21 protein-coding genes are annotated in these 20,577 nt (G+C 60.8%); 11 read left to right on the forward strand and 10 right to left on the reverse strand.

All coding sequences use genetic code 11. From position 1 onward, the window contains the following. Positions 1 to 41 precede the first annotated feature (41 nt). The 3 genes from tam to zwf all read left to right on the forward strand — a co-directional run bounded on the left by tam (position 42) and on the right by zwf (position 3,448). Positions 42 to 812, forward strand: coding sequence for a trans-aconitate 2-methyltransferase (gene tam / locus EV281_RS06640; RefSeq protein WP_132653198.1), 771 nt, complete (start codon positions 42 to 44; stop codon positions 810 to 812). Between the two features lie 213 nt (positions 813 to 1,025). Beyond that, a complete protein-coding gene (locus EV281_RS06645; protein ID WP_132652150.1) occupies positions 1,026 to 1,751 on the forward strand; it encodes a hypothetical protein in 726 nt (241 codons plus the stop codon). 188 nt (positions 1,752 to 1,939) lie between these two features. Then, a complete protein-coding gene (gene zwf, locus EV281_RS06650; RefSeq protein WP_132652151.1) occupies positions 1,940 to 3,448 on the forward strand; it encodes a glucose-6-phosphate dehydrogenase in 1,509 nt (502 codons plus the stop codon). Between the two features lie 33 nt (positions 3,449 to 3,481). Here zwf and EV281_RS06655 read toward each other — a convergent pair whose 3' ends face one another. Both EV281_RS06655 and EV281_RS06660 read right to left on the reverse strand, forming a co-directional pair. Further along, positions 3,482 to 3,772 (reverse strand): hypothetical protein, encoded by a 291-nt coding sequence (locus tag EV281_RS06655; protein ID WP_132652152.1) that lies wholly within the window; start codon positions 3,770 to 3,772, stop codon positions 3,482 to 3,484. A gap of 307 nt (positions 3,773 to 4,079) precedes the next feature. After that, a complete protein-coding gene (locus EV281_RS06660; RefSeq protein ID WP_132652153.1) occupies positions 4,080 to 4,475 on the reverse strand; it encodes a hypothetical protein in 396 nt (131 codons plus the stop codon). A 221-nt stretch (positions 4,476 to 4,696) separates the two neighbouring features. On the opposite strand from EV281_RS06660, the gene EV281_RS06665 reads away from it, so the two are divergent. Next, positions 4,697 to 6,244: a helicase HerA-like C-terminal domain-containing protein gene (locus EV281_RS06665; RefSeq protein ID WP_132652154.1), complete on the forward strand. Its 1,548-nt coding sequence runs from the start codon at positions 4,697 to 4,699 to the stop codon at positions 6,242 to 6,244. A gap of 100 nt (positions 6,245 to 6,344) precedes the next feature. On the opposite strand, the gene EV281_RS06670 is transcribed toward EV281_RS06665, so the two are convergent. Continuing rightward, positions 6,345 to 6,647, reverse strand: a complete 303-nt coding sequence (locus EV281_RS06670; protein WP_132652155.1) for an alkylphosphonate utilization protein — start codon at positions 6,645 to 6,647, stop codon at positions 6,345 to 6,347. Between the two features lie 123 nt (positions 6,648 to 6,770). Then, a complete protein-coding gene (locus EV281_RS06675) occupies positions 6,771 to 7,274 on the reverse strand; it encodes a GNAT family N-acetyltransferase (protein WP_132652156.1) in 504 nt (167 codons plus the stop codon). 409 nt (positions 7,275 to 7,683) lie between these two features. Between EV281_RS06675 and EV281_RS06680 the strand changes: the two genes are divergently transcribed. Beyond that, a complete protein-coding gene (locus EV281_RS06680; protein ID WP_132652157.1) occupies positions 7,684 to 9,207 on the forward strand; it encodes an ABC-F family ATP-binding cassette domain-containing protein in 1,524 nt (507 codons plus the stop codon). A gap of 205 nt (positions 9,208 to 9,412) precedes the next feature. On the opposite strand, the gene EV281_RS06685 is transcribed toward EV281_RS06680, so the two are convergent. The 3 genes from EV281_RS06685 to EV281_RS06695 all read right to left on the reverse strand — a co-directional run bounded on the left by EV281_RS06685 (position 9,413) and on the right by EV281_RS06695 (position 11,599). Next, entirely contained in the window at positions 9,413 to 10,189 is a 777-nt protein-coding gene (locus EV281_RS06685) for a VOC family protein (protein ID WP_132652158.1), read from the reverse strand. Positions 10,190 to 10,304: 115 nt separating this feature from the next. Then, entirely contained in the window at positions 10,305 to 10,769 is a 465-nt protein-coding gene (locus tag EV281_RS06690; RefSeq protein ID WP_132652159.1) for a DUF1579 domain-containing protein, read from the reverse strand. Positions 10,770 to 10,858: 89 nt separating this feature from the next. Next, positions 10,859 to 11,599, reverse strand: coding sequence for a thioredoxin family protein (locus EV281_RS06695; protein ID WP_132652160.1), 741 nt, complete (start codon positions 11,597 to 11,599; stop codon positions 10,859 to 10,861). An 89-nt stretch (positions 11,600 to 11,688) separates the two neighbouring features. On the opposite strand from EV281_RS06695, the gene EV281_RS06700 reads away from it, so the two are divergent. The 3 genes from EV281_RS06700 (at position 11,689) to EV281_RS06710 (ending at position 13,619) form a co-directional block, all read left to right on the forward strand. Then, positions 11,689 to 12,135: a MarR family winged helix-turn-helix transcriptional regulator gene (locus tag EV281_RS06700; protein WP_132652161.1), complete on the forward strand. Its 447-nt coding sequence runs from the start codon at positions 11,689 to 11,691 to the stop codon at positions 12,133 to 12,135. Between the two features lie 112 nt (positions 12,136 to 12,247). Then, complete coding sequence (locus EV281_RS06705) at positions 12,248 to 12,655, forward strand: MerR family transcriptional regulator (RefSeq protein ID WP_132652162.1); 408 nt, start codon at positions 12,248 to 12,250, stop codon at positions 12,653 to 12,655. After that, entirely contained in the window at positions 12,624 to 13,619 is a 996-nt protein-coding gene (locus tag EV281_RS06710; protein ID WP_165911871.1) for an aldo/keto reductase, read from the forward strand. Before EV281_RS06705 ends, EV281_RS06710 begins: the two co-directional genes overlap by 32 nt. A 65-nt stretch (positions 13,620 to 13,684) precedes the next feature. Here EV281_RS06710 and EV281_RS06715 read toward each other — a convergent pair whose 3' ends face one another. Beyond that, the gene (locus tag EV281_RS06715) at positions 13,685 to 15,229 is read right to left on the reverse strand and encodes an acid phosphatase (RefSeq protein WP_132652164.1); all 1,545 of its coding nucleotides are present in this window, start codon (positions 15,227 to 15,229) and stop codon (positions 13,685 to 13,687) included. A gap of 209 nt (positions 15,230 to 15,438) precedes the next feature. Here EV281_RS06715 and EV281_RS06720 point away from each other — a divergent pair, with 209 nt between their 5' ends. Next, on the forward strand, positions 15,439 to 16,737 hold the full coding sequence (locus tag EV281_RS06720) for a cytochrome-c peroxidase (RefSeq protein ID WP_132652165.1): 1,299 nt from the start codon (positions 15,439 to 15,441) through the stop codon (positions 16,735 to 16,737). Positions 16,738 to 16,796: 59 nt separating this feature from the next. Here the strand turns inward: EV281_RS06720 and EV281_RS06725 are convergent, their stop codons facing one another. Continuing rightward, the gene (locus tag EV281_RS06725; protein ID WP_132652167.1) at positions 16,797 to 17,219 is read right to left on the reverse strand and encodes an organic hydroperoxide resistance protein; all 423 of its coding nucleotides are present in this window, start codon (positions 17,217 to 17,219) and stop codon (positions 16,797 to 16,799) included. 137 nt (positions 17,220 to 17,356) lie between these two features. On the opposite strand from EV281_RS06725, the gene EV281_RS06730 reads away from it, so the two are divergent. Then, positions 17,357 to 17,824 carry a MarR family transcriptional regulator gene (locus EV281_RS06730; protein WP_132652168.1) on the forward strand — a complete coding sequence of 156 codons (468 nt, stop codon included), beginning with the start codon at positions 17,357 to 17,359 and terminating at the stop codon, positions 17,822 to 17,824. A 66-nt stretch (positions 17,825 to 17,890) separates the two neighbouring features. Here the strand turns inward: EV281_RS06730 and EV281_RS06735 are convergent, their stop codons facing one another. Next, positions 17,891 to 19,291, reverse strand: coding sequence for an MFS transporter (locus EV281_RS06735; RefSeq protein WP_132652170.1), 1,401 nt, complete (start codon positions 19,289 to 19,291; stop codon positions 17,891 to 17,893). Positions 19,292 to 19,411: 120 nt separating this feature from the next. On the opposite strand from EV281_RS06735, the gene EV281_RS06740 reads away from it, so the two are divergent. Further along, positions 19,412 to 20,374, forward strand: coding sequence for a LysR family transcriptional regulator (locus EV281_RS06740; protein ID WP_132652172.1), 963 nt, complete (start codon positions 19,412 to 19,414; stop codon positions 20,372 to 20,374). Positions 20,375 to 20,577: the final 203 nt, after the last annotated feature.

Genomic DNA, 20,577 nt, shown 5'->3' on the forward strand with positions numbered 1-20,577 from the left:
CCGCCACGTCGAGGACGTGGCCTGATATCAGGAGAAAAATGATGGCATGGTCAGCCAGCCAATATGTGAAATTCGAGGATGAACGCACCCGCCCGGCGCGCGACCTGCTGGCGCAGGTGCCGCTGACGGAACTCCGCCATGCGGTCGATCTCGGCTGTGGGCCGGGCAATTCGACCGAGCTGATCATCGACCGTTATGGCGCGGCCAATGTGTCCGGCCTCGACAGCGACCTCAACATGCTGGAGGCCGCCCGCAAGCGCCTGCCGGGCACGGCCTTCGTGGAGGCCGATCTTTCCACCTGGCAGCCTTCCGAACCGGCAGACCTGCTCTTTGCCAATGCCGTGTTCCAGTGGCTTCCCGACCATCTCGACATTTTCGACCGGCTGATGGACGGGCTGGCGCCGGGTGGCGTGCTCGCCGTGCAGATGCCCGACAATCTCGGCGAGCCGAGCCATCTGATGATGGAGGAAACGGCACATGCCGGGCCATGGAAGGCCGCGTTTGAAAAGAAGAGCGTACGGCGCAACATGCTGCCACCGCCATCGACCTATTACAGCCGGCTGATCGCCAAATCCTCCCGCGTCGATATCTGGCACACGATCTACAATCACCCGATGGACAATGCGGCGGCGATCGTCGAATGGGTCAAGGGAACGGGGCTGCGCCCCTATCTCGACCATGCCGGCGAAGGGCATCGTGAGGCTTTTCTTGCTGACTATCTGGAACGAATCGACCGTGTCTATCCGAAGGCGTCCGACGGCAAAGTTCTGCTCAAGTTTCCGCGGCTCTTCATGGTAGCTGTGAAGGCCTGATCGGAAACCCCTGAATTCCCTGACGCCGGCAGCGATCCGCTGCCGGCGAAACTTTGTCGGCTCTCCGCAAGCCACACGCAAAGTTTGAAGTGTAGCGGTTCGCCCTGGGGTTTCTCAATCCAGACGTGCTTTTGTGACGCTGCCAGCGTCGATCGCTATCCATTCAACGCCTTTGCGCCACCACGTGCGGGGCCTGACAAAGAGATTTTCAAAATGGTTTCTTCTGTATCTAACATACGACTGGAGAGGGCGCAGATCGCGCTGCAGGTGATCAAGGGCAATTCCTCGGAAAGCAGCTCCAGCAGCTCGACCGGCCACGATTATTCCAGCCTTCCCTCGCAGTCGCGCTCGGCGCTGTCGGTGATGCTCGACAAGATTAATTCCGGCAAGACCGGATCGACGGATGCCTCCGGCAACACCGTCGCCAGCACCGACATCACCACCGCCTCATTCATGGCGCTGCTGCGCCAGAACATGACGGCCGCGGCTGATGCCAAGGGTGAAAACAGCCAGGAAGCTGCCATGCTTGCCGCCTTCAAGAAGGGCCAGTTGGCGGTTACCGATCCGATCCAGGGCGTTTCGATCAAGGCATGGGATGTGACCGATCCCAAGGAAGCCGATGTCGAGCAGAAGAAGGGCACAGCGATCAAGACGGACGACTGGAACGATTTCCTGCGCGACCATTTGCAGCGCGATTCCCACGGGCGCCTCGTCAGAAGCGAAAACGGCAGCTTCATCGAGAAGGGCACCGGCAACGAGGTCTATTTCGGCCAGGTCGGAACGCAAAATTATTATATCACCTGGCCTGTGAAGACCGAGACGAAGCCGGCCACGGATGGCGGCAAGTCGGACAGTACCAAATCCGGCACGGCGGACACATCCGGCACCCAGAAGCCAGCCACCAACAGCACCGCCGACACGTCAGTCAAGAGCAGCTAAGCTGCTCTTCTCAAACAGATTTTGCCAGTGACATCTCCGGGGCTCCGAGCCCCGGAACTGCTTTCGGGGTGCGGCACTGCACCGCGATCGCCCTGTCAAATGCTTGTTCTCATTGGTAGGCAGGTTCTCTTGCGGTAAAGCGGAAGCGCTTTATATTCGGCCGGACAATCCAGCAGGAGATGACACGCATGGACGCTCACCCTACCCCGCCCGTCACTCTCGTCATCTTCGGCGCCACCGGCGACCTGACACGGCGACTGCTGGTTCCGGCCATCATCAATCTCACGCGCAGCCACCTCGTCGGCAGCGATCTGAATATCCTCGGCGTCGGCATCGAGCCCGGTGACGACGAATTCCTGCGCAAGCGGCTAGATGACTTCCTCAGCCATATCAGCGGCGAGGAAGAAACAATGAAAGACGAAGCCTGGGGGAGCCTGCGGCCACGCATCTCCTATCTGCAGGGTGACTTCACCAAGGACGATATCTTCCTCGAAATCGGCAAGCGCCTCGGCACGACCTGCAATGCAGCCTTCTATCTTGCCGTGCCGCCGAGCTTCTTCGGTCCGATCGTCGAGAAACTTGCCGATCTCGGGCTGATGGATGAAAGCGACGGCTGCTTCCGCCGCGTGGCGATCGAAAAACCCTTCGGCACCGATCTAGCTTCGGCCAAAGCGCTGAATGCGCGCATTCTTGCCCGTGTGGCGGAAAGCCAAGTCTACCGGCTGGACCATTTCCTCGGCAAGGAAACGGTGCAGAACCTGATGACGGCGCGTTTCGCCAACATGATGATCGAGTCGCTGTGGAACAGCCGCTATATCGATCACGTGCAGATCACAGCCTCCGAAATCGTCGATGTCGGTACGCGCGGCAAGTTCTACGATGCGACCGGCGCACTGCGTGACATGATCCCCAACCATCTCTTCCAGCTTCTGGCGATGATTGCCATGGAACCACCGAACAGTTTTGACGCCGAGGCGATCCGCAACGAGAAGAGCAAGGTTCTGAAGGCGCTGCGCATCTATACGCCTGAGGAAGCCAGGGCCAATGGCGTGCGCGGGGCTTATACCGCCGGTCCGCTCAACGGCATCGACCTGCCCGCCTATCGCGATACGAAGGATGTTTCGCCCGACAGCAAGACCGAAACCTATGTGGCACTGAAGCTCTATGCCGATACCTGGCGCTGGGCCGGCGTTCCCTTCTATCTGCGCACCGGCAAGGCGATGACGGCGCGCGATACGGAAATCGTCATCACCTTCCAGCCTGTGCCCTTCGCGCAGTTCCGCGAAACGGGGGCCAACCGTCGCCTGCCGCCGAACAAGCTCGTCATTCAGGTGCAGCCCGATGAGGGGATGAGTATGGAAATTTCGATCAAATCGCCAGGTCAATCCGTCGATACCGTGCCGGTAGCGCTGGATTTCCGCTATGCCGACAAGTTCGATATCAGCAAGACGACCGGTTACGAATCACTGCTCTACGACCTCTTCATCGGCGATCAGACACTCTTCCAGCGCGCAGACGGCATCGAGGCCGGCTGGGCAGCGGTGCAGCCCTTCCTTGACGAGTGGGCAAAGGATGACCGCATTCCGGATCCTTATGTTCCGGGCAGCATGGGGCCTGCCTGCGCCGACGAACTGATCCAGCGCGATGGCCGCAAGTGGCATGAACTGGGAGTTCTCCGGCGCAAGAGCGGCAAATAGCCGTTCCTGCTCGCCGGCCCGACGATCGTCCCGTCAACGGCAGGCAGCGGGCAGCGTACCGTTACGCACCGCCGCGCGATAGGCGCGCGTGCCGTGCTTTGGGCACGGCGTCCGTTCGGGCGGAACGACGACGGTGACATTTTCGTTTCCGACTGTATCGAACGGAATGGAGATACCGCCGCCGCTTGCATTGGCATCCGGCACGGTGCCTGGCGGCATGCCACCGAAGCGGCCGGAATAGTCCATATCACCGAGGGCCTGGGAGAAGGCCGGAGCGGCGAAACCGAGGAGAATGATCGAGGCTGCTGCAATCAAGTTACGCATGACCATATTCCTTTTATCTGGCCGATATGAAACGAGATTTCGAAGCGCATCGTTCCAGCCGATCCGGCCGTCGGTGAAAAAATCCGGCACTGGTTAATCTAGGAAAGGTAGCCGCGGATTTCCATCCGGCGACTGGTGTTGCCGGATGGATTCATCAACTCTCAAAATGCGATCGATTCGTTGACGAAGAAGGTGCGCTGCTCGCCCATGAACCTGCCGCCATTATTATCTTTCGAGCGGGTAAATAATCGCTCGGCGAATAGCTTCTTCGCGCCGAAGCAATTGTTGCGCTTTCAAAGATCGGCTTTCAGACGAACTGGCTGAGGCCGGGAACGGAAGCAACGACCTGATCGACCACTTCTTCGCCGGCATGTTCCTTGGCGATGGCGATGGTTTCCTTGGCAAGGGAGGTGATCTCGCTCATGCCAAGGCCTTCGCTCATCAGTTGCTGGCCGAGACCCATGATGCCGCCGGCGCCGAGCGCACTCATGAGGCCGCCGAGCAGGCCGCCACCACCGCCGGCCCCTTCGCCGTTGAACTGGGCAACGAGTTCGGTGGCACCGGGGATCTTTTCGATCATCTCGGCGACAGGGCCGTCGGCCGCCTCGCGCTGCAGGAAGCCGAGCATCATGCCGAGCGCCTTTTCGGCCAGCTCAGGCGAAATGCCCACACGATTGGCAATTTCAGTCACAATCTCATTCATCGTCTGCCTCCTGTTTTTACGTTAACGTCAACGTAATCGAATTGACACGACTACTCAAGCTGCCCGTTCCGACGTTTCCATTGCCGCTTTGCCTTTTGACGCAAACAGTTGTCCGCATCCTGTCGCCTGCTTATAACAGACAAACGATAATTGCATGAATGTGCGGAAAGAGGCGCATATTCGGAACTGAGCGGCGGCATCGACCGAGGAGATATTCTTTCATGCTCGAGGACGGCAAGATTTTCATCGGCGCAAGCCGCAATCCTGATGACAGCATCAACAAGGGCGAATATCTCGACCTCAGGTTCGGCAACCGCCACGGGCTCGTGACCGGCGCCACCGGTACCGGCAAGACGGTGACGCTGCAGGTGCTGGCGGAAGGCTTTGCGAAAGCCGGCGTGCCGGTTTTCGCCGCCGACATCAAGGGTGACCTCTCGGGCATCGCCGCCAAGGGCGAGCCGAAGGATTTTCTCACCAAGCGCGCCCAGCAGATCGGCTTTGACGATTACGAGTTCGAGCAGTTCCCGGTCATCTTCTGGGATCTGTTCGGCGAAAAGGGTCATCGGGTGCGCACGACTGTCGCCGAGATGGGACCGCTGCTGCTTGCCCGCCTGATGGATGCTTCCGAGCCGCAGGAAGGCGTCATCAACATCGCCTTCAAGATCGCCGACAAAGCCGGCCTGCCGCTGCTCGACCTCAAGGATTTCACCGCGCTGCTCAACTATATGGGCGAGAACGCGTCGGAACTTTCCAGCCAGTTCGGCCTCATCTCCAAGGCCTCGGTCGGCTCGATCCAGCGCGCGCTGCTGGTGTTGGAACAGCAGGGGGCCGAACATTTCTTCGGCGAACCGGCGCTGAAGATTTCCGACATCATGCGCACCGCAAACAACGGCTATGGGCAGATCTCCGTTCTTGCCGCCGACAAGCTGATGATGAACCCGCGCCTCTATGCCACCTTCCTGCTGTGGCTGCTCTCCGAACTCTTCGAGGAACTGCCGGAGGTGGGCGATCCCGAGAAGCCGAAGCTCGTCTTCTTCTTCGACGAAGCCCATCTGCTCTTCAACGATGCGCCAAAGGTGCTGATCGAGCGTGTGGAGCAGGTCGTGCGGCTGATCCGTTCAAAGGGTGTGGGCGTCTATTTCGTCACGCAGAACCCGCTCGACGTGCCGGAAACTGTGCTCGCCCAACTCGGCAACCGCCTGCAGCACGCGCTGCGCGCCTATTCGCCGCGCGAGCAGAAGGCGGTGAAGACGGCAGCCGACACCTTCCGCCCCAACCCGGCCTTCGATTGCGCCACCGTCATCACCAATCTCGGCACCGGCGAGGCACTCGTCTCGACGCTGGAAGCCAAAGGTGCGCCGTCGATCGTCGAGCGCACGCTGATCCGCCCGCCATCCGCCCGCGTCGGGCCTGTGACGGATGCCGAGCGTCAGCTGGTCATGGACCACAGCCCCGTGCTCGGCGTCTATGACGAGGACGTGGACCGCGAATCCGCCTTCGAGATGCTCGCTGCCCGTGCCCGGAAGGCGGCCGATTCCGACGCTGCCAAGCGGGCGCAGGAACAGGCACCGCAGGAGGGCAACACCACGTCAGGCTGGACCCTGCCCGGATTTGGCGGCAACGATGACGACAAGGCTCAGCCGCGCGGCCGCTCCGGCTATCAGCGCGAAACGGTCATGGAAGCGGCGATGAAGAGTGTCGCACGCACAGTGGCGACACAGGTCGGCCGGGCACTGGTGCGCGGAATCCTGGGTAGCCTGAAGCGGTAGGAAAGCATGGCGCGATCTCTCGGATCCGCCGCCGCTTTAAGTCAGTCGGGCGCGGCCGGCATCGCAGAACGGCTGCGCACTCTTGTGCAACCAGCTTTGATCAGCGCTTGCGGACAAATTCTGTGCGCAGGACCAGCCCCTTGATCGTGTCGTGGCGGCAGTCGATCTCTTCCGGATTGTCTGTCAGACGGATCGAGCGGATGACCGTACCCTGCTTCAGGGTCTGATTGGCGCCCTTTACCTTCAGGTCCTTGATGAGCGTAACGGAATCGCCGTCCTTCAACACGTTTCCGGAGGCGTCGCGAACCTCGGACACGGCCTGCGCAGCTGCGGCCATCTCTGAAGCCGGACGCCATTCGCCCGTCGCCTCGTCATAAACATACTCGTCGTCACCGCCTGCCATGATACTCGTCCCCGATCAGGAATTGCCTCAGTCTGTCGACGGCCGCTTATACGATCACACATTGCTGTGCAACCGCGGCGGCAATTGGCGGGCGTGACGCGTCAGGTCGTAATGCAGGCGGGTTTAGAGCGGCCGCGACATGAAGACTTCGGTATGGCTGATTTCGGCCGGAACCTCGTGAAAAGGCGAACAGTGAACGAAGCCGAAGGCTTCGTAGAGGGAGACTGCACTCTTCAAATAGGCGGCGGTATTGACGAGCATGGTGGTGCGTTTGCTCTCTTTCGCCTCATCGAGCACCCTCTGCATCAGCAGATTGCCGACGCCGCGGCCACGAAAAGCGGGATCAACGTAGAATTTATGGATCTCCATGGCATCCGCCTCGAACGGCGCGAGCGCGATGCAGCCAGCCGGCGCGCCCTGCCATCTGGCAAGAAACATCATGGCATCATCGGATCCGTATTTCCGGGCGAGGCTTTCATGCGTTTCGCCGTGGAAAAGCGTCATGACGATCTCGGCGGGGATACCACGGTCGCGGCCGAGCTCCACATCCAATGCGCCGAGCGCATCGCAGAAGCCGGCGATGATGATGAAATCCTCTGTACTGCCTGCCCTGGATACGGAAATCATCCCTCGTCCCCCGATCCGGATGATGATGGTCGTTCATAGCATTTGCGCGCGTCCGGCGCCATGATGATCCCTCGTCCTCAAGCCCTCGTCCGCCATCCCTTGTCTGCAGCCCCAAGCAATGGTATTTCCTCTCCTGCAACCGAGAAAGAAAGGAGGGCTGCGCGTGAATATATACTTCCGGCATCATCGCCAGCGTGGCCCAGTCAACGCCCTGCAGATGCGTTTGCAGGGCTGACCAGAGACCGTTTCTCGCAAATCTCTTCCTGGTCCGCCCTTTGTGGCATTGCTGCGCCTGAATTCGACGTCTCAGCCGCATGCATCTCTCAATCCGCAAGGCATGGCGCGCATTTCCGTCGATGGCTGAAAGCCCCGGATCCGCGTCTTCGCCTGACAAGGCCAGGATCAGATCATGACCCTCATCAATATCCGCAATCTCGGCATCGTGCTGTCCGCGCCGCTGTTTTCGAAGCTCAATCTCGTCGTCAATGCCGGCGACCGGATCGGTCTCGTGGCGGCCAACGGGCGCGGCAAATCCACCCTCCTCAGGCTCATGACGGGTGCGCTGGAGGCGACCGAAGGCGACATCACCAGGGCGCGCGGGCTGACGATCGGCCATGTGGAACAAAACGTGCCATCAGCGCTTTTCGATGCCACCTTCCGCAACGCCATCCTGCACGCCCTTCCGCCTGACCAGGCCGACAGCGAAAGCTGGCGCGCCGATGTCGTGCTGGAATCGCTCGACGTGCCGGAGGAGCTGCGCGAGCGGCCGCTCCGGCAGCTCAGCGGCGGATGGCAGCGGCTGGCGTTGATCGGCCGCACCTGGGTGAACGAGCCTGATGTGCTGCTGCTCGACGAACCAACCAACCATCTCGATCTCGAAAAGATCGCGCAGCTCGAAAACTGGCTGAACATGCTGCCTCGCGATACGCCCGTCATCATTTCCAGCCACGACCGCGCCTTCCTCGATGCAACGACCAACCGGACGCTCTTCCTGCGGCCGGAGCAATCGCCCGTCTTTTCCCTGCCTTACAGCCGGGCGCGCGCCGCCCTCGACGAGGCGGATGCCTCCGACGCGCGGCGCTATGAGAAGGAGATGAAGACGGTCGAGCAGCTTCGAAAACAGGCGGCAAAGCTCAACAATATCGGCATCAATTCCGGCAGCGACCTGCTGGTGGTCAAAACGAAGCAGCTGAAGCAGCGCGCCGAGAAGCTTGAAGAGGCTGCCAGGCCCGCTCATCTTGAGCGTTCGGCCGGCGCGATCCGGCTCTCCAATCGCGGCACGCATGCCAAGGTTCTGGTGACCCTCGAAGATGCCGAAGTCACGACGCCTGACGGCACCCTGCTCTTCCGTACGGGAAAGCAGTTCATCTGCCAGGGTGACCGCATCGTGCTGCTCGGCCTCAACGGCGCCGGCAAGTCGCGGCTGGTCTCCATGCTCAGGGCAGCAATCGCCGAGCCTGAAACGGCAAAAGCCGGCATAAAGGCAACGCCGTCGCTGGTACTCGGCTACGGCGACCAGCTCCTTGCCGATCTCAGCGACGCCGACACGCCGCTGCAGACGATCATCCGCCGCTTCGATGTCGGCGATCAGCGGGCGCGCGCGCTGCTTGCCGGCGCCGGCATGACGATCGATATGCAGGGCAGGCCGGTAAAACTGCTTTCAGGCGGTCAGAAGGCGCGGCTCGGCATGCTGGTACTCAGGCTGACTCAACCAAATTTCTACCTGCTCGACGAGCCCACCAACCATCTCGACATCGACGGGCAGGAGGCGCTGGAAAGCGAGCTGATGGCGCAGGAGGCAAGCTGCCTGCTCGTCTCGCATGACCGCAGTTTCGTGCGCGCGGTCGGCAACCGCTTCTGGCTGATCGAACGGAAGAAGCTGGTGGAAGTGGAGAACCCTGAAGGATTTTTTGCAAGCGTAGGGGCTGGGTAACGGGGCTTGGGGACTGCTTTTCGTCTTCCGGCGTGCCGTGCGGCCCCCTCATCCGACCCTTCGGGCCACGTTCTCCCCGCTGGGGAGAAGGCAAGAATGCGCGGGCTCGGCAACGTCCCTTCTCCCCGGCGGGGAGAAGGTGCCGGCAGGCGGATGAGGGGGCCGCACGGCACCTCTTACCCGTGTCACTGCTGCATTCGTCGAGCTACCGCTTGCCCGCAGACAGGCAGAAATACGCCCCCTGCGGATCCATTCCCTGGCAGACCCAGCCGCCGGGAACTTCCATGGGACCGTTGACGACTTTGCCGCCGCCGGCATTGACGCGCTCGATCGCCGCATCGAGCGCCGGCACGGTGAAATAGTAGGACCAGAAGGCCATCTTGACTTCCGGCGGGCGGGTCATCATGCCGCCTGTCTGTTTTCCGTGCACGGCAAAGATGTGGTAGACGCCCATAGGCCCCATGTCGAAATCCTGATCCTTCGTCCAGCCGAAGCGCTTGGAATAAAAGTCGAAGGCCTTGGCGCCATCATTGGCGTAGAGTTCACGCCAGCCGACATGACCGGGCGTGTCGAAAGGAAGCTCCGGCGGCGGATTTTCCATCGGCAGCGGGGTCATGATGCAGAGCACAGCTCCATCAGGATCGGCCACGACCGCAAAGCGGCCGATGCCCGGAATATCCGCCGGCTGGCGGCGAACGGTACCGCCATTCGCCGCAAAGTCGCGCGCCGACTGGTCGACATCGTCGACGGCGACATAACCGGTCCAGTTCGGCGGAATGCCCTGGCCTTCCAGTTCCGCCGGAAATGGCATCATACCGGCGACCCTGACGCCGTTCGCTTCAAAGATCGTGTATTCAGGCTGGTCTGCTGCCGGCATCTTGCTCGCCGTCCAGCCGACGACCGAACCATAAAATTTCGCCGCCGCATCTGGGTCCGGCGTCATCAGTTCGCACCATATGAACTTCCCATGCGTATTGGACATCGTGTCCTCCTCGGTCCACGCTTGAGTTCTGTCTCTCTGCTTTTTTTACGCAATTCCGGTCCCCAAAATTGCTCTCGCACCTTTGCTGGAATTGCTCTTGATGTGCCCGGCGATTTCAGCCCTTGCGGGTGTATCTGGCTTCCATGAACTGTTTCCAGGTTCCATCCGGCTCCCTCGTGCTCGATGTGAAGGTTCTCACATCGTTGTCTAGGAAGGTGATTTGCTCGCGATAGTCAGCAAGGCCGCTATCATCGAAAGCTGGCCCCCTTGTATAAAGCGACAGGACATTGCCTGACGGCTCAACCTCGCCTTCATAAGTCCACATGTAATCCATCATGGAGCCGATCCAGCTGCCGACATACTTGCCCTTGCTTGGGTCGTAGCCGAGGGTGAGCATGGTGGTCGCTTGCTTGCCATCCGCCATCTCGCCGCTGCCTTCAGCAATGAACCAGATGCCTTGTAGAGAACGCACCTCCTCTTCCCAGGGCTTCTGGCCGGTCATGTCGGACGATGTCACAGTCCATCGGCCGACCATTTTCTCCAGGAAGGCATGCTCCTTCAGCACTTCCGCAGTCTTCATCGTCCTTCTCCTCGGGATGATGGGTGGCTGGCTAGATGCTTCATGCAATTCCGAACGCAAGACCGCGCAGCGCTTTTGCTGGGCCTGCGCTAGTGGCAGGATGAGGCCCGGGGGGCATCCTCATATTCATCGTGGCGCTTCACGAAATCCATGGTCGAATCTTCGTTGCGACCCTTGGGGGCATGATCCAGGATCATCAGCGTACCGAGGATTTCTTCCGCGCCTCGGGCATAGCTCGAATAGGTATGGAACACTTCGCCCTTGTCATTTTTATAAAAGGCGGAAAGTCCCGGCAGTTCGTCATTGGCGTCAGAGGGCGCTATCGGAGAGAAATTGTAAAAGACCTTGTCTTTGGCAAGGTCCTCAGGCGTGAAAGATACGTGATAATCGAAATTGAAATCGCTGCCGAAGGACGAAACCCAGGGGAATTTCCAGCCCATGCGCTTCTTGTAAGCTTCGATCTTGGCAAGCGGGGCGCGGGCGACCGCAACGAGGGTAACGTCGTGATGGTTGAGGTGGGGTAGCGTGCCGTCCAGATGATCGGCGAGGAACGAGCAGCCCGGGCAGCCGGCCTCCCATTCGGGACCGAACATGAAGTGATAGACCATCAGCTGGCTGCGGCCGTCGAACAGGTCGGCGAGCGATTTCGGCCCCTGCGGCGTGTCGAACGTGTAGTCCTTATCCACTTTCACCCATGGCAAAGCCATACGCTCGGCATTCAGCTTGTCTCTCAGATGGGTCGCCTCTTTTTCCTTCAGCAGCAAAGCTCGGCGGGCTTCGAGCCATTCCTCGCGGGAGACGACGGGATTTTGAGCTACCTTGTTCAGCATGATCTGCGCCCTCCTCCGGCGCGCCGGTATTTTCCGGCAGATAGGCTCCTCTTCTTGACTAAATATATTGATATCAATAGAAATAGATCATGTCAAACGTGATCACGATTCCTTTTTCCACGACGCTTCTGGTGCGGGATACATGCCTGTGCCTGCACGTACAGCGAGCCGCTCGTGCACTCGCAAGGCTGTTCGACGATGCGCTGCGGCCGGTCGGCCTCACCAACGGACAGTTCTCCCTGCTGATGTCCCTGAACCGGCCAGAGCCGCCGCCGATGGGACCCGTCGCAAGCCTGCTCGCCATGGACCAGACGACGCTGACGGCGGCACTGAAACCCCTGCAGCGAAAGGGGTACGTCGATATCATACCCAACCCGAGAGACCGGCGCGGCCGCCTGCTCCGCCTGACGGAGGACGGGCGGGCCGTGCTGCAAAAGGCGCTGCCGATATGGGAAAACACACATGCGGCGCTGGAAGCGAAATTGCCTGAGGGCAACGGGGACGAGCTGCGGCGGGACCTGCAGTACCTGGCCTGATCTTGCAAGGCTGGGATTTGACAACTGCAAAATAAGCCACAAAAAAGCCTCTTGACTTAGAGTGCGCTCGAAGCCGTAGCTTCCTTTGCGTCGTGACGAGAACAGGTGTCTCATGAAGATCAGTGACCTCGCGAAACGGTGCGGTTTGTCGGCTCATACGCTGCGTTATTACGAGCGTATCGGCCTGCTCCCCTATGCCGACCGCGATCGATCCGGACAACGTGACTACGACGCTTCAATCCTTTCCTGGATCGAGTTTCTTGGTCGTCTGAAGACGACCGGCATGCCGATCCGAGACATGCTGCTTTACGCAAAGCTTGCCGATAGCGGGAAAGTCACTTTCAGCGAGCGTCGCAAGTTGCTCGAAGTGCATCGTGAGCGTGTCCGGGCCAATCTGGCCGATCTCGAAGCCTGCCTTCGCGTCCTCGACGGCAAAATCGCCTCCTATGCGGAGGCGGAAGAAAGGATGAGAGATGACAAACGGAACATTGCAGACACGCCGGCTCGGGCAAGGGCTTGAGGTCGGATCGATCGGCCTCGGCTGCATGGGCATGAACTGGGCCTATGGGGCAACGGAAGCAGACAAGGGCGAGGCAATCGCCACGATCCATCAAGCGCTCGAGCGCGGCGTGACCCTGCTCGATACCGCCGATGCCTATGGCCCACACACCAACGAAGAACTCGTGGGTGGGGCGATCAGAGGTCGGCGCGAGCAGGTGGTGCTGGCAACCAAGTTCGGCCTCGTACGCGGAATAAAAGCAATACCTGGCGTCAGCGCCCAGACAGTCAATGGGCGGCCCGAATATGCCAAAGCCTCCTGCGATGGGTCGTTGCGGCGCCTCGGCGTCGACCACATCGATCTCTATTACCTGCACCGCGTCGACCCCAATACGCCGATCGAGGACACGGTCGGGGCGATGAAGGAACTCGTCGAAGCCGGCAAGGTCAGGCATATCGGATTGTCGGAGGCCAGCCCGGAAACGATCCGCCGGGCGCATGCCGTGCATCCCGTCACCGCCGTTCAGAGCGAATATTCGCTGTGGTCCCGCGAGCCTGAAGACGGGGTGCTGGAGACGCTGCGTGAACTCGGGATCGGGCTTGTCGCCTATTCGCCGCTCGGGCGCGGCTTCCTGTCCGGCGCCATCAAATCCGTCGACGATCTTGCACCCGATGACTATCGGCGGACCTCACCGCGGTTCATGGGCGACAATTTCCAGCGGAACCTCGAGCTCGTCGCCGTCGTCGAGGAGATTGCGCGCCGCAAGGGCGTAACGCCGGCGCAGCTGGCGCTTGCCTGGGTGATGGCGCAGGGCGACGATATCGTGCCGATACCCGGCACCCGCCGCCGCACCCGGCTGGACGAGAATCTTGGAGCGGCCGCCGTTGATCTGACACCTGGGGATCTCGAGGAAATCGCAAGCGTCCTGCCCCGCGCTGTCGGAGATCGCTACGGCGAAATCGGCATGCGCGAGCTCAACGGATAGACATCCGAAAAGCACGAAGTCTTCTCCCCACCTCTCGGGGAGAAGACACAGCGTTGTCGTGACGATCAGCGCGTCAGGTCGAGGGCTGCCGTCAGGTTGCCCATCGGCGGCTCGTTGTTCAGCGCAAGCGCCTTGTCGCGCGCGAGCAGGCCCGGCAGCACCGGCAGGTCGTAGCGGGCCGTGATCAGCCGCAGGATCGAGGTCGTGTCATATTGCGTGTGATCGACCATGCCGCCCTTGGCGTAAGGCGAGATGATGAAGGCCGGAATGCGGTTGCCCGGCCCCCAGCGGTCGGCCTTCGGCGGCGCGACGTGATCCCAGAAGCCGCCGTTTTCGTCATAAGTGACAATCACGAGCATGTGGCCCCATTGCGGGCTGTTTTCGAGATGCGAAACGAGATCGGCGAGGTGCTGGTCACCGCTCGATACATCGGCATAACCGCCATGTTCGTTGAGATTGCCCTGCGGCTTATAGAAGGAAACGGCCGGGAGTTTGCCGTCGTCGATATCCTTGATGAAGGCTTCGCCGCCGAGACCGCCGTCCTTCAGGTGCTCTGCGCGGGCTGCCGTGCCCGGCGCGAAGTTGGCGAAATAGTTGAAGGGCTGATGGTGGAACTGGAAGTTCGGCACCGGCGTAGCGTTCTTGCCGTCAAGCGCTGCCTGCCACGCACCGCTATACCATGCCCATGTGACTCCCTTCAGCGACAGGAGGTCGCCGATGGTAATCTCGTGCTGCGGCGGCAGGGTGTTCGGCTGCGACGGGTCGGCATAGGCCGCATCGCCATCCTTGGCCGGGGCGTTGACGCTCGGCTGGTAAGGTGGCTGCATGGTGTTGACGGCATAGAAATCCGGCGTGAGGTTGCCGTCGGAGACGAATTTCGGAGCGCCTTCGAGAGCCGACTTCGGTCCGTTTTCGGCCGGAATCAGCGAAACGCCGTCGGCATCGACCTTGGCGATCGTCGGCTTGGCCGGACTCTTGTCGGCATCAGCATAATAAGGAGCGCAGGCGCAGACCAATGCGAAATGGTTGAGGAAGGAGCCCCCGAAGGCGCCCTGGAAGAAGTTGTCGGCGAGGACGTATTTCTTGGCGACCTGCCACATGGGCAAGATCGAGCCGTCATAATGGCCCATGACGAGGCTGCCGGAATCGGCCCAAGCGACGAACTTGTCGTTCTTGCCGCCATCGATCTGCATCTGCTCCTGGTAGAAGCGGTGCCAGAGGTCGCGGGTGATGACGTTTGGCGCCTGCGCGAAGCCCTTGGGATCGTCGATCGAGAAGGTGGCATTGGGAAGATGAGCGGACTGTGCCTCTGTGATGGCGGGCGTCACGCCCTTGGCGGTCAGGCCACCCCAGGCGGGCGGCAGTTCGGCGAGTGGCGTGCCGTCGCGATCGAGCTGGCGGGCCTGGCTTTCGCTGACGTTGGAAAGACCATTGGCGCCCGGGAAGCTGCCATAGAGGTTATCGAAACTGCGGTTTTCGGCGTAGATGACGACGATATTCTGGATCTTGTCCATACCGGCGGGTGCGGCATGGGCAGCCGTGGCGAACGCCAGCGGCAGCATGGCCGAACCGGCCAGCGAAAGATTACGGAGGAGCTTCAGTCTGGTCATGCGGGAAACCTCATGGCTAAGGGGGCGTGGCTAGAGGAGCACACGGCGGAAATGCAATGGCCGAGCGCAAGCGCGACGCTATTCCCGCCGTCTATCAATTTGTGACATATGGCAGCTTGCCGCAACGGTTCGGAGGTGCGCGTCATCAATCTGTTGCAGTCAGGTTCGATTATGACAATGGACAATGTTAACCCATTGGAATCCCTGACATGACGGCAAAGAATATCTGGCTCCTGCGATCCGGTCTGGCGCTCGGTTTGGCTGCGTCAGCAATCGGTTTCAGCCTCTTGCCCCTGCGGCAAAGCAGCGCGGCTACTACCGGGGGCACACACCCCGGTCCCATGTCGCGAGCGGAAGCCTATGCCCGCGCCCAATCCCTTACGGAACTCGGCCGCAAGATGTTCTTCGATGCCTCGCTATCAGCCTCCGGCAAGCAGGCCTGCGCCTCATGTCACGATCCTCATCACGGTTTCACCCCGGCGACTGCAACGCCGGTCGAAATGGGCGGACCAGATATGGACCAGCCTGGCCTGCGCGCCGTGCCGACGCTGCGCTATCTGCAGGCGACCCCTTCGTTCACCGAGCATTTCTACGATTCCGAGGATGAAGGCGACGAGAGCGTCGACAACGGGCCGACTGGCGGTTTGACCTGGGATGGGCGCGTGGACCATGGCTCCGACCAGGCGAAGATCCCGCTGCTTTCACCTTTCGAAATGGGCAACAAGAACGAAGCCCAAGTCGTCGCAGCGCTCAGCAAGACAGCCTATGCCAATGATTTCAGGGCAATTTTCGGTCAGGATATCTTTGGCAATGTCGGGGATGCCTTCCAGGGTGCGGTTGAGGCACTCAGTACTTTCGAGCAGAGCGGCGCGGACTTCTATCCCTATTCCAGCCGCTATGACGCCTTTCTTGCCGGCAAGGGCACGTTGACGGCACAGGAACTTCATGGGCGCGACCTCTTCGAAGATCCGGCGAAGGGCAACTGTTCGAGCTGCCATCTGAGCGAGCCCGCCAACGACGGCGAGCCACCGCAATTTTCCGACTTCGGCTTCCTCGGGCTCGCGGTGCCGCGCAACATGGCAATCCCGGCCAACGCCGATTCCGATTATCACGATCTCGGCCTTTGCGGCCCGCAGCGGACAGACTTCAAGGACCGGCCGGAATATTGCGGCCTGTTCCGAACGCCGACGCTGCGCAATGTGGCGCTGAAGAAGAGCTTCTTCCACAATGGCTATTTCCACTCGCTGCGCGATGTCGTTTCCTTCTACGCCACACGCGACAGCGATCCGGGCCGCTGGTACCCTAGGAATGCCGACGGCACGATCCGCAAATATGATGATGTTCCGCAAGCCTATTGGGCCAATCTCAACCAGGACCCGCCTTTCGGACGTAAGCCCAGCGACCCGCCGGCGCTGACGGAATCGGAGATCGACGACATCGTCGCCTTCTTGGGCACGCTGACGGATGCGGACCAGCTGCCCGGATCGGAACAGCAAGCGGCACATTAGAGGCAAACGAAAAAGGCCGAAGCGGAGCCTCGGCCTCTCTCGCCAATGCTGCAAAGTGATCAGGCGACCGTGACCGGAACTTCGGTCGAGGTGCGCATGGCGTGGCTGTAAGGGCAAACGATGTGGGCTGCGGCTGCAAGCTTTTCGGCGGTTTCGCGGTCGACGCCCGGGATGTTGACGGTCAGCGCAACTTCGATGCCGAAGCCGCTGCCATCTTCACGCGGGCCGATGCCGACGGTTGCAGAAACCGTGGTTTCCTCGGGAATCTTGACCTTTTCCTTGCCGGCCACAAATTTCAGAGCACCGAGGAAGCAGGCCGAATAGCCGGCCGCGAAGAGCTGTTCGGGATTGGTGCCGGTTGCGCCGTCGCCGCCGAGCTCTTTCGGCACAGTCAGCGTGACGTCGAGAACGCCGTTTTCAGAGACGGCGCGGCCTGCGCGGCCACCAGTGGCGGAAGCTTTGGTCGTATAGAGAATAGGCATGACAATCTCCTTTGGTTGGCCCCGTTCGTTCGGGCTGGACTTTTAATATCGCGCAATTAAATTGTACGCAAGTGAATTTTGCAAATTGCATTCGGAATTTGAAAAGAGGACAATGAAGACCTCTAGGGAAGGCAGATATGAGAACGAGAACGGCGAAAGTGATGGAAATACCGGAAGAGGAAAAGCGGCTGGAGAAGCAGCTCTGTTTCGCAGTCTATGCGACGGCGCATGCCTTCACCCGGGCTTACAAGCCAATACTCGACAGGGTAGGCCTCACTTATCCGCAATATATCGTCATGCTGGTGCTCTGGGAAAAAGCCGAGCTGCCGGTCAAGACGATCGGCGAGCAGCTCGATCTCGATTCAGGCACGCTCTCCCCTCTCCTCAAGCGGCTGGAGCAGAGTGGCCTCATCAAGCGCGCCCGCGATTCCCGCGACGAGCGGCAGGTTATCGTGTCGTTGACGCCGAAAGGTCAGGCGATGAAGGGCGAGGTCAATACGATCATGTCTTCGATCGGCGAAGCAATCGGCTGCACGCTGGAAGAAATGGGCGCCATGCGCGACATGCTGACCCGGCTGCGGGCAAATCTCAATGCCAGCGTATAGAAGGCCACAGGTTCGATTAGAAACCCAAAGAGGATGCCCGCGCCAGGCCGACGCGGGCAATTTGCGTTATTCCGCAGCCTGATAGGCCTCGGACCGAAGCGTTGCGGTCTTCGGGCCAACGGCGGCCAAAAGAGTGATCAGAACGGCCAGCAAGGCCACGAAAACGATGCCGCCAACATAGGGATCCCAGCCGAAATGCGGGGCTGCGGCGAAGATTGCGGACGCAGCCGCCAGCACGATGCCGCCGCCGATCTGGAAAGCAGCAAAGAGCAGGCCGGAGGCAAGACCGGACTTGTCTTCTTCGACATCGGAGAGCGCGGCAACCTGAATTGACGGATAGGTCATCGCATAACCGAGACCGAGCGGGATCTGGTTGAGAGCAACCAGAATGGTCGGATCAATACGGCCGACCAACGCCACCCAGATGATATAGCTTGCCGCCTGCAGACCGACGCCGACGGCCATCAGCGCCGTAGTGCCGCGGTTCTGGGCCAATGCGGCAAAGCGCGGCGCGAGGAACATCACCGCCACGCCACCGAAGGCGAAGCAGAAGCCGGTGGCGAAGGGCGACCAGCCGACGACATCCTGATAGTAAAGCGTCGCGATGAACTGGAAGCCGACATAGGCGCCCTGGAACAGCGCGGCGATGAGATTGGCATGGCTGAGCTTTGCCCTGCGGAAGATGTGCAGGGGCACCATGGGATCGGCATGGCGCGATTCCACGATCAGGAAGAGCGCAACCAACACTACGGACGCGACGAGCGAACCCCAGGTGAAGAAATCGTTCCAGCCGGCCGCCGCGGCATTGGTAATGCCGAAGACGAAGAGCAGCAGGCCGGGCGTGATCGTCAGCGCGCCCGCCCAGTCGAAATGCTTGCGCCCCTCGCCGCGGCGTTCATCCGCGGGCAGAACGAAAGGGGCGATGGCGAGCGTGAGGATCGCGACCGGAGCGCCCATGACGAGCGTCGCGCGCCAACTGAAGACGGTGGCCGCACCACCAAGCACCATGCCGAGCACGAAGCCGGTGGCACCTGTCGACGCGAAGACGCCGAGTGCCTTTGCCCGCTTCTCGCCTTCTCCGAAGACGGAGAGCAGCAAAGCGAGCGCGGCTGGCGCCGTGAAAGCTGCGGCGATGCCCTTGACCAGGCGGGCAGCGATCAGCGTCGGGCCGCTGTCGACGAAGCCGCCCGCAATGCTGGCGGCCGCGAAGATACCAAGCGACCAGAGGAAAACGCGGCGGTGGCCGAAGAGGTCGGCGACACGGCCGCCGAGCAGCAGGAAGCCGCCATAACCCAGAACATAGGCGCTGACGGCCCATTGAAGCGAGGTTGCCGGCATACCAAGTTCGGTCTGGATGGCAGGCAGGGCGACACCGATGGTGGAAACATCCATGGCGTCAAGGAAGTTCGCAGCGCAAAGCAGCAGCAACGCCAGGCCGGCTCCGCGTGGAGATGGGGAATTGGTCATCGATCTCAGTTCCTTTTTGGCTGCCGCCTTTGGGAGGCTTGTTGGCGGCAGGGAACGAGAAAATGTACAGCTTCAAACCCCATTGCAAATTGATAGTAACCATGTCAGGTATTACTCATAATGATGAATGATGCTGTCCTTCGTAAAATCGACCTGAATCTCCTGCTCGCTTTCTCGGTGCTGATGCAGGAGCGCAATGTCAGCCGCGCGGCCGAAAGGCTGCTGCTCGGCCAGCCCGGGCTATCGGCTGCGCTGAAGCGGCTGCGCGAGGCGCTGGACGACGAACTCTTCGTTCGCGTCGGCCGCGGCCTGCAGCCGACGGCGCGGGCGCTCGCCATCGCACCGGCGATCGAGGATGCGCTGTCAGGTATCGAACGGGCCATCCGTCCGCCCCTGAGTTTCGATCCGTCGACCTGGCAGGGCGAATTCCGTGTCGGCATGTGCGACAATCTGGAGACGGCCTTCTTCGGCCCCTTGATCGCACGGCTGCGCCAGCTTGCGCCGGGTGCGCGGCTGGTCGGCGTTGCCGCCGACAAGCGCGACGCGGCGCAGATGCTCGATGATGGCGCGTTCGAATTCAGCATCTCCGTTCATGGAGAGCCCGCGTCCTGGCATATCCGTAAGCCGCTTTTCGAGCAGTGTTCGATTGCCATTTACGATCCGCAGCAATTGAAGCTGAAGCCGCCGCTCAGCATAGAGGATTTCACTGCCGCACCGCACATTGCCATTTCCTTCGTCGGCAGCGTGACGACGGCGGTCGACGCCGCGCTCAACAAGCTGGGGCTGAGCCGCAATGTAGTGGCGACAGTTCCGCGCTATTCGGCCTTGCCGCCGGCGCTGAGAGCCATGCCGTCGATCGCCATCGTGCCGGAATCACTTGGCCGCTGCATGGCGAAGCTCCATGATCTCGAGGTGTCGATGCCGCCGATCGATCTGCCGGCTGACCCGGTGTCGATGCTGTACCGGCGAGTGGATAGGGCGGATGAGCGGGCGTCGTGGTTCCGACGGTTGTTTGTGGAAGTGGCGGATGAGGCGCTGCTCGCTTCGGGGTGCAAGGCGGGGATTTGCGCTGAGGCGGCTTGATTTGATCTCGAAGCCAAACAAAAAAGCCGCGCGTTTGACGAGCGGCTTTTTTGTTTTTGGGTTGGCACCCTTCGGCCCTGCGCTTGCGCTTCGGGCGTTCGTCTCTGCAATCGATTCACGGGATCGATTGCTCGGGCTTCGCCCGACCGCTCCGGCCCTGCGCTTACGCTTCGGGCGTTCGTCGTTACAATCGATTCACTGGA

It is taken from the genome of Rhizobium sp. BK418 (assembly GCF_004341105.1).
Lineage (GTDB): Bacteria > Pseudomonadota > Alphaproteobacteria > Rhizobiales > Rhizobiaceae > Rhizobium.

Excerpts from the sequence above, each read along its gene's own strand:
- EV281_RS06735 (WP_132652170.1), bottom strand. The coding sequence starts at position 19,291 with ATGACCAATTCCCCATCTCCACGCGGAGCCGGCCTGGCGTTGCTGCTG.
- zwf (WP_132652151.1), top strand. The coding sequence starts at position 1,940 with ATGGACGCTCACCCTACCCCGCCCGTCACTCTCGTCATCTTCGGCGCC.
- EV281_RS06695 (WP_132652160.1), bottom strand. The coding sequence starts at position 11,599 with ATGCTGAACAAGGTAGCTCAAAATCCCGTCGTCTCCCGCGAGGAATGG.
- EV281_RS06690 (WP_132652159.1), bottom strand. The coding sequence starts at position 10,769 with ATGAAGACTGCGGAAGTGCTGAAGGAGCATGCCTTCCTGGAGAAAATG.
- EV281_RS06660 (WP_132652153.1), bottom strand. The coding sequence starts at position 4,475 with ATGAATGAGATTGTGACTGAAATTGCCAATCGTGTGGGCATTTCGCCT.
- EV281_RS06685 (WP_132652158.1), bottom strand. The coding sequence starts at position 10,189 with ATGTCCAATACGCATGGGAAGTTCATATGGTGCGAACTGATGACGCCG.
- EV281_RS06725 (WP_132652167.1), bottom strand. The coding sequence starts at position 17,219 with ATGCCTATTCTCTATACGACCAAAGCTTCCGCCACTGGTGGCCGCGCA.
- EV281_RS06700 (WP_132652161.1), top strand. The coding sequence starts at position 11,689 with ATGTCAAACGTGATCACGATTCCTTTTTCCACGACGCTTCTGGTGCGG.
- EV281_RS06730 (WP_132652168.1), top strand. The coding sequence starts at position 17,357 with ATGAGAACGAGAACGGCGAAAGTGATGGAAATACCGGAAGAGGAAAAG.
- EV281_RS06655 (WP_132652152.1), bottom strand. The coding sequence starts at position 3,772 with ATGCGTAACTTGATTGCAGCAGCCTCGATCATTCTCCTCGGTTTCGCC.
- EV281_RS06740 (WP_132652172.1), top strand. The coding sequence starts at position 19,412 with ATGATGAATGATGCTGTCCTTCGTAAAATCGACCTGAATCTCCTGCTC.
- EV281_RS06675 (WP_132652156.1), bottom strand. The coding sequence starts at position 7,274 with ATGATTTCCGTATCCAGGGCAGGCAGTACAGAGGATTTCATCATCATC.
- EV281_RS06715 (WP_132652164.1), bottom strand. The coding sequence starts at position 15,229 with ATGACCAGACTGAAGCTCCTCCGTAATCTTTCGCTGGCCGGTTCGGCC.
- tam (WP_132653198.1), top strand. The coding sequence starts at position 42 with ATGGCATGGTCAGCCAGCCAATATGTGAAATTCGAGGATGAACGCACC.
- EV281_RS06670 (WP_132652155.1), bottom strand. The coding sequence starts at position 6,647 with ATGGCAGGCGGTGACGACGAGTATGTTTATGACGAGGCGACGGGCGAA.
- EV281_RS06680 (WP_132652157.1), top strand. The coding sequence starts at position 7,684 with ATGACCCTCATCAATATCCGCAATCTCGGCATCGTGCTGTCCGCGCCG.
- EV281_RS06665 (WP_132652154.1), top strand. The coding sequence starts at position 4,697 with ATGCTCGAGGACGGCAAGATTTTCATCGGCGCAAGCCGCAATCCTGAT.
- EV281_RS06645 (WP_132652150.1), top strand. The coding sequence starts at position 1,026 with ATGGTTTCTTCTGTATCTAACATACGACTGGAGAGGGCGCAGATCGCG.
- EV281_RS06705 (WP_132652162.1), top strand. The coding sequence starts at position 12,248 with ATGAAGATCAGTGACCTCGCGAAACGGTGCGGTTTGTCGGCTCATACG.
- EV281_RS06720 (WP_132652165.1), top strand. The coding sequence starts at position 15,439 with ATGACGGCAAAGAATATCTGGCTCCTGCGATCCGGTCTGGCGCTCGGT.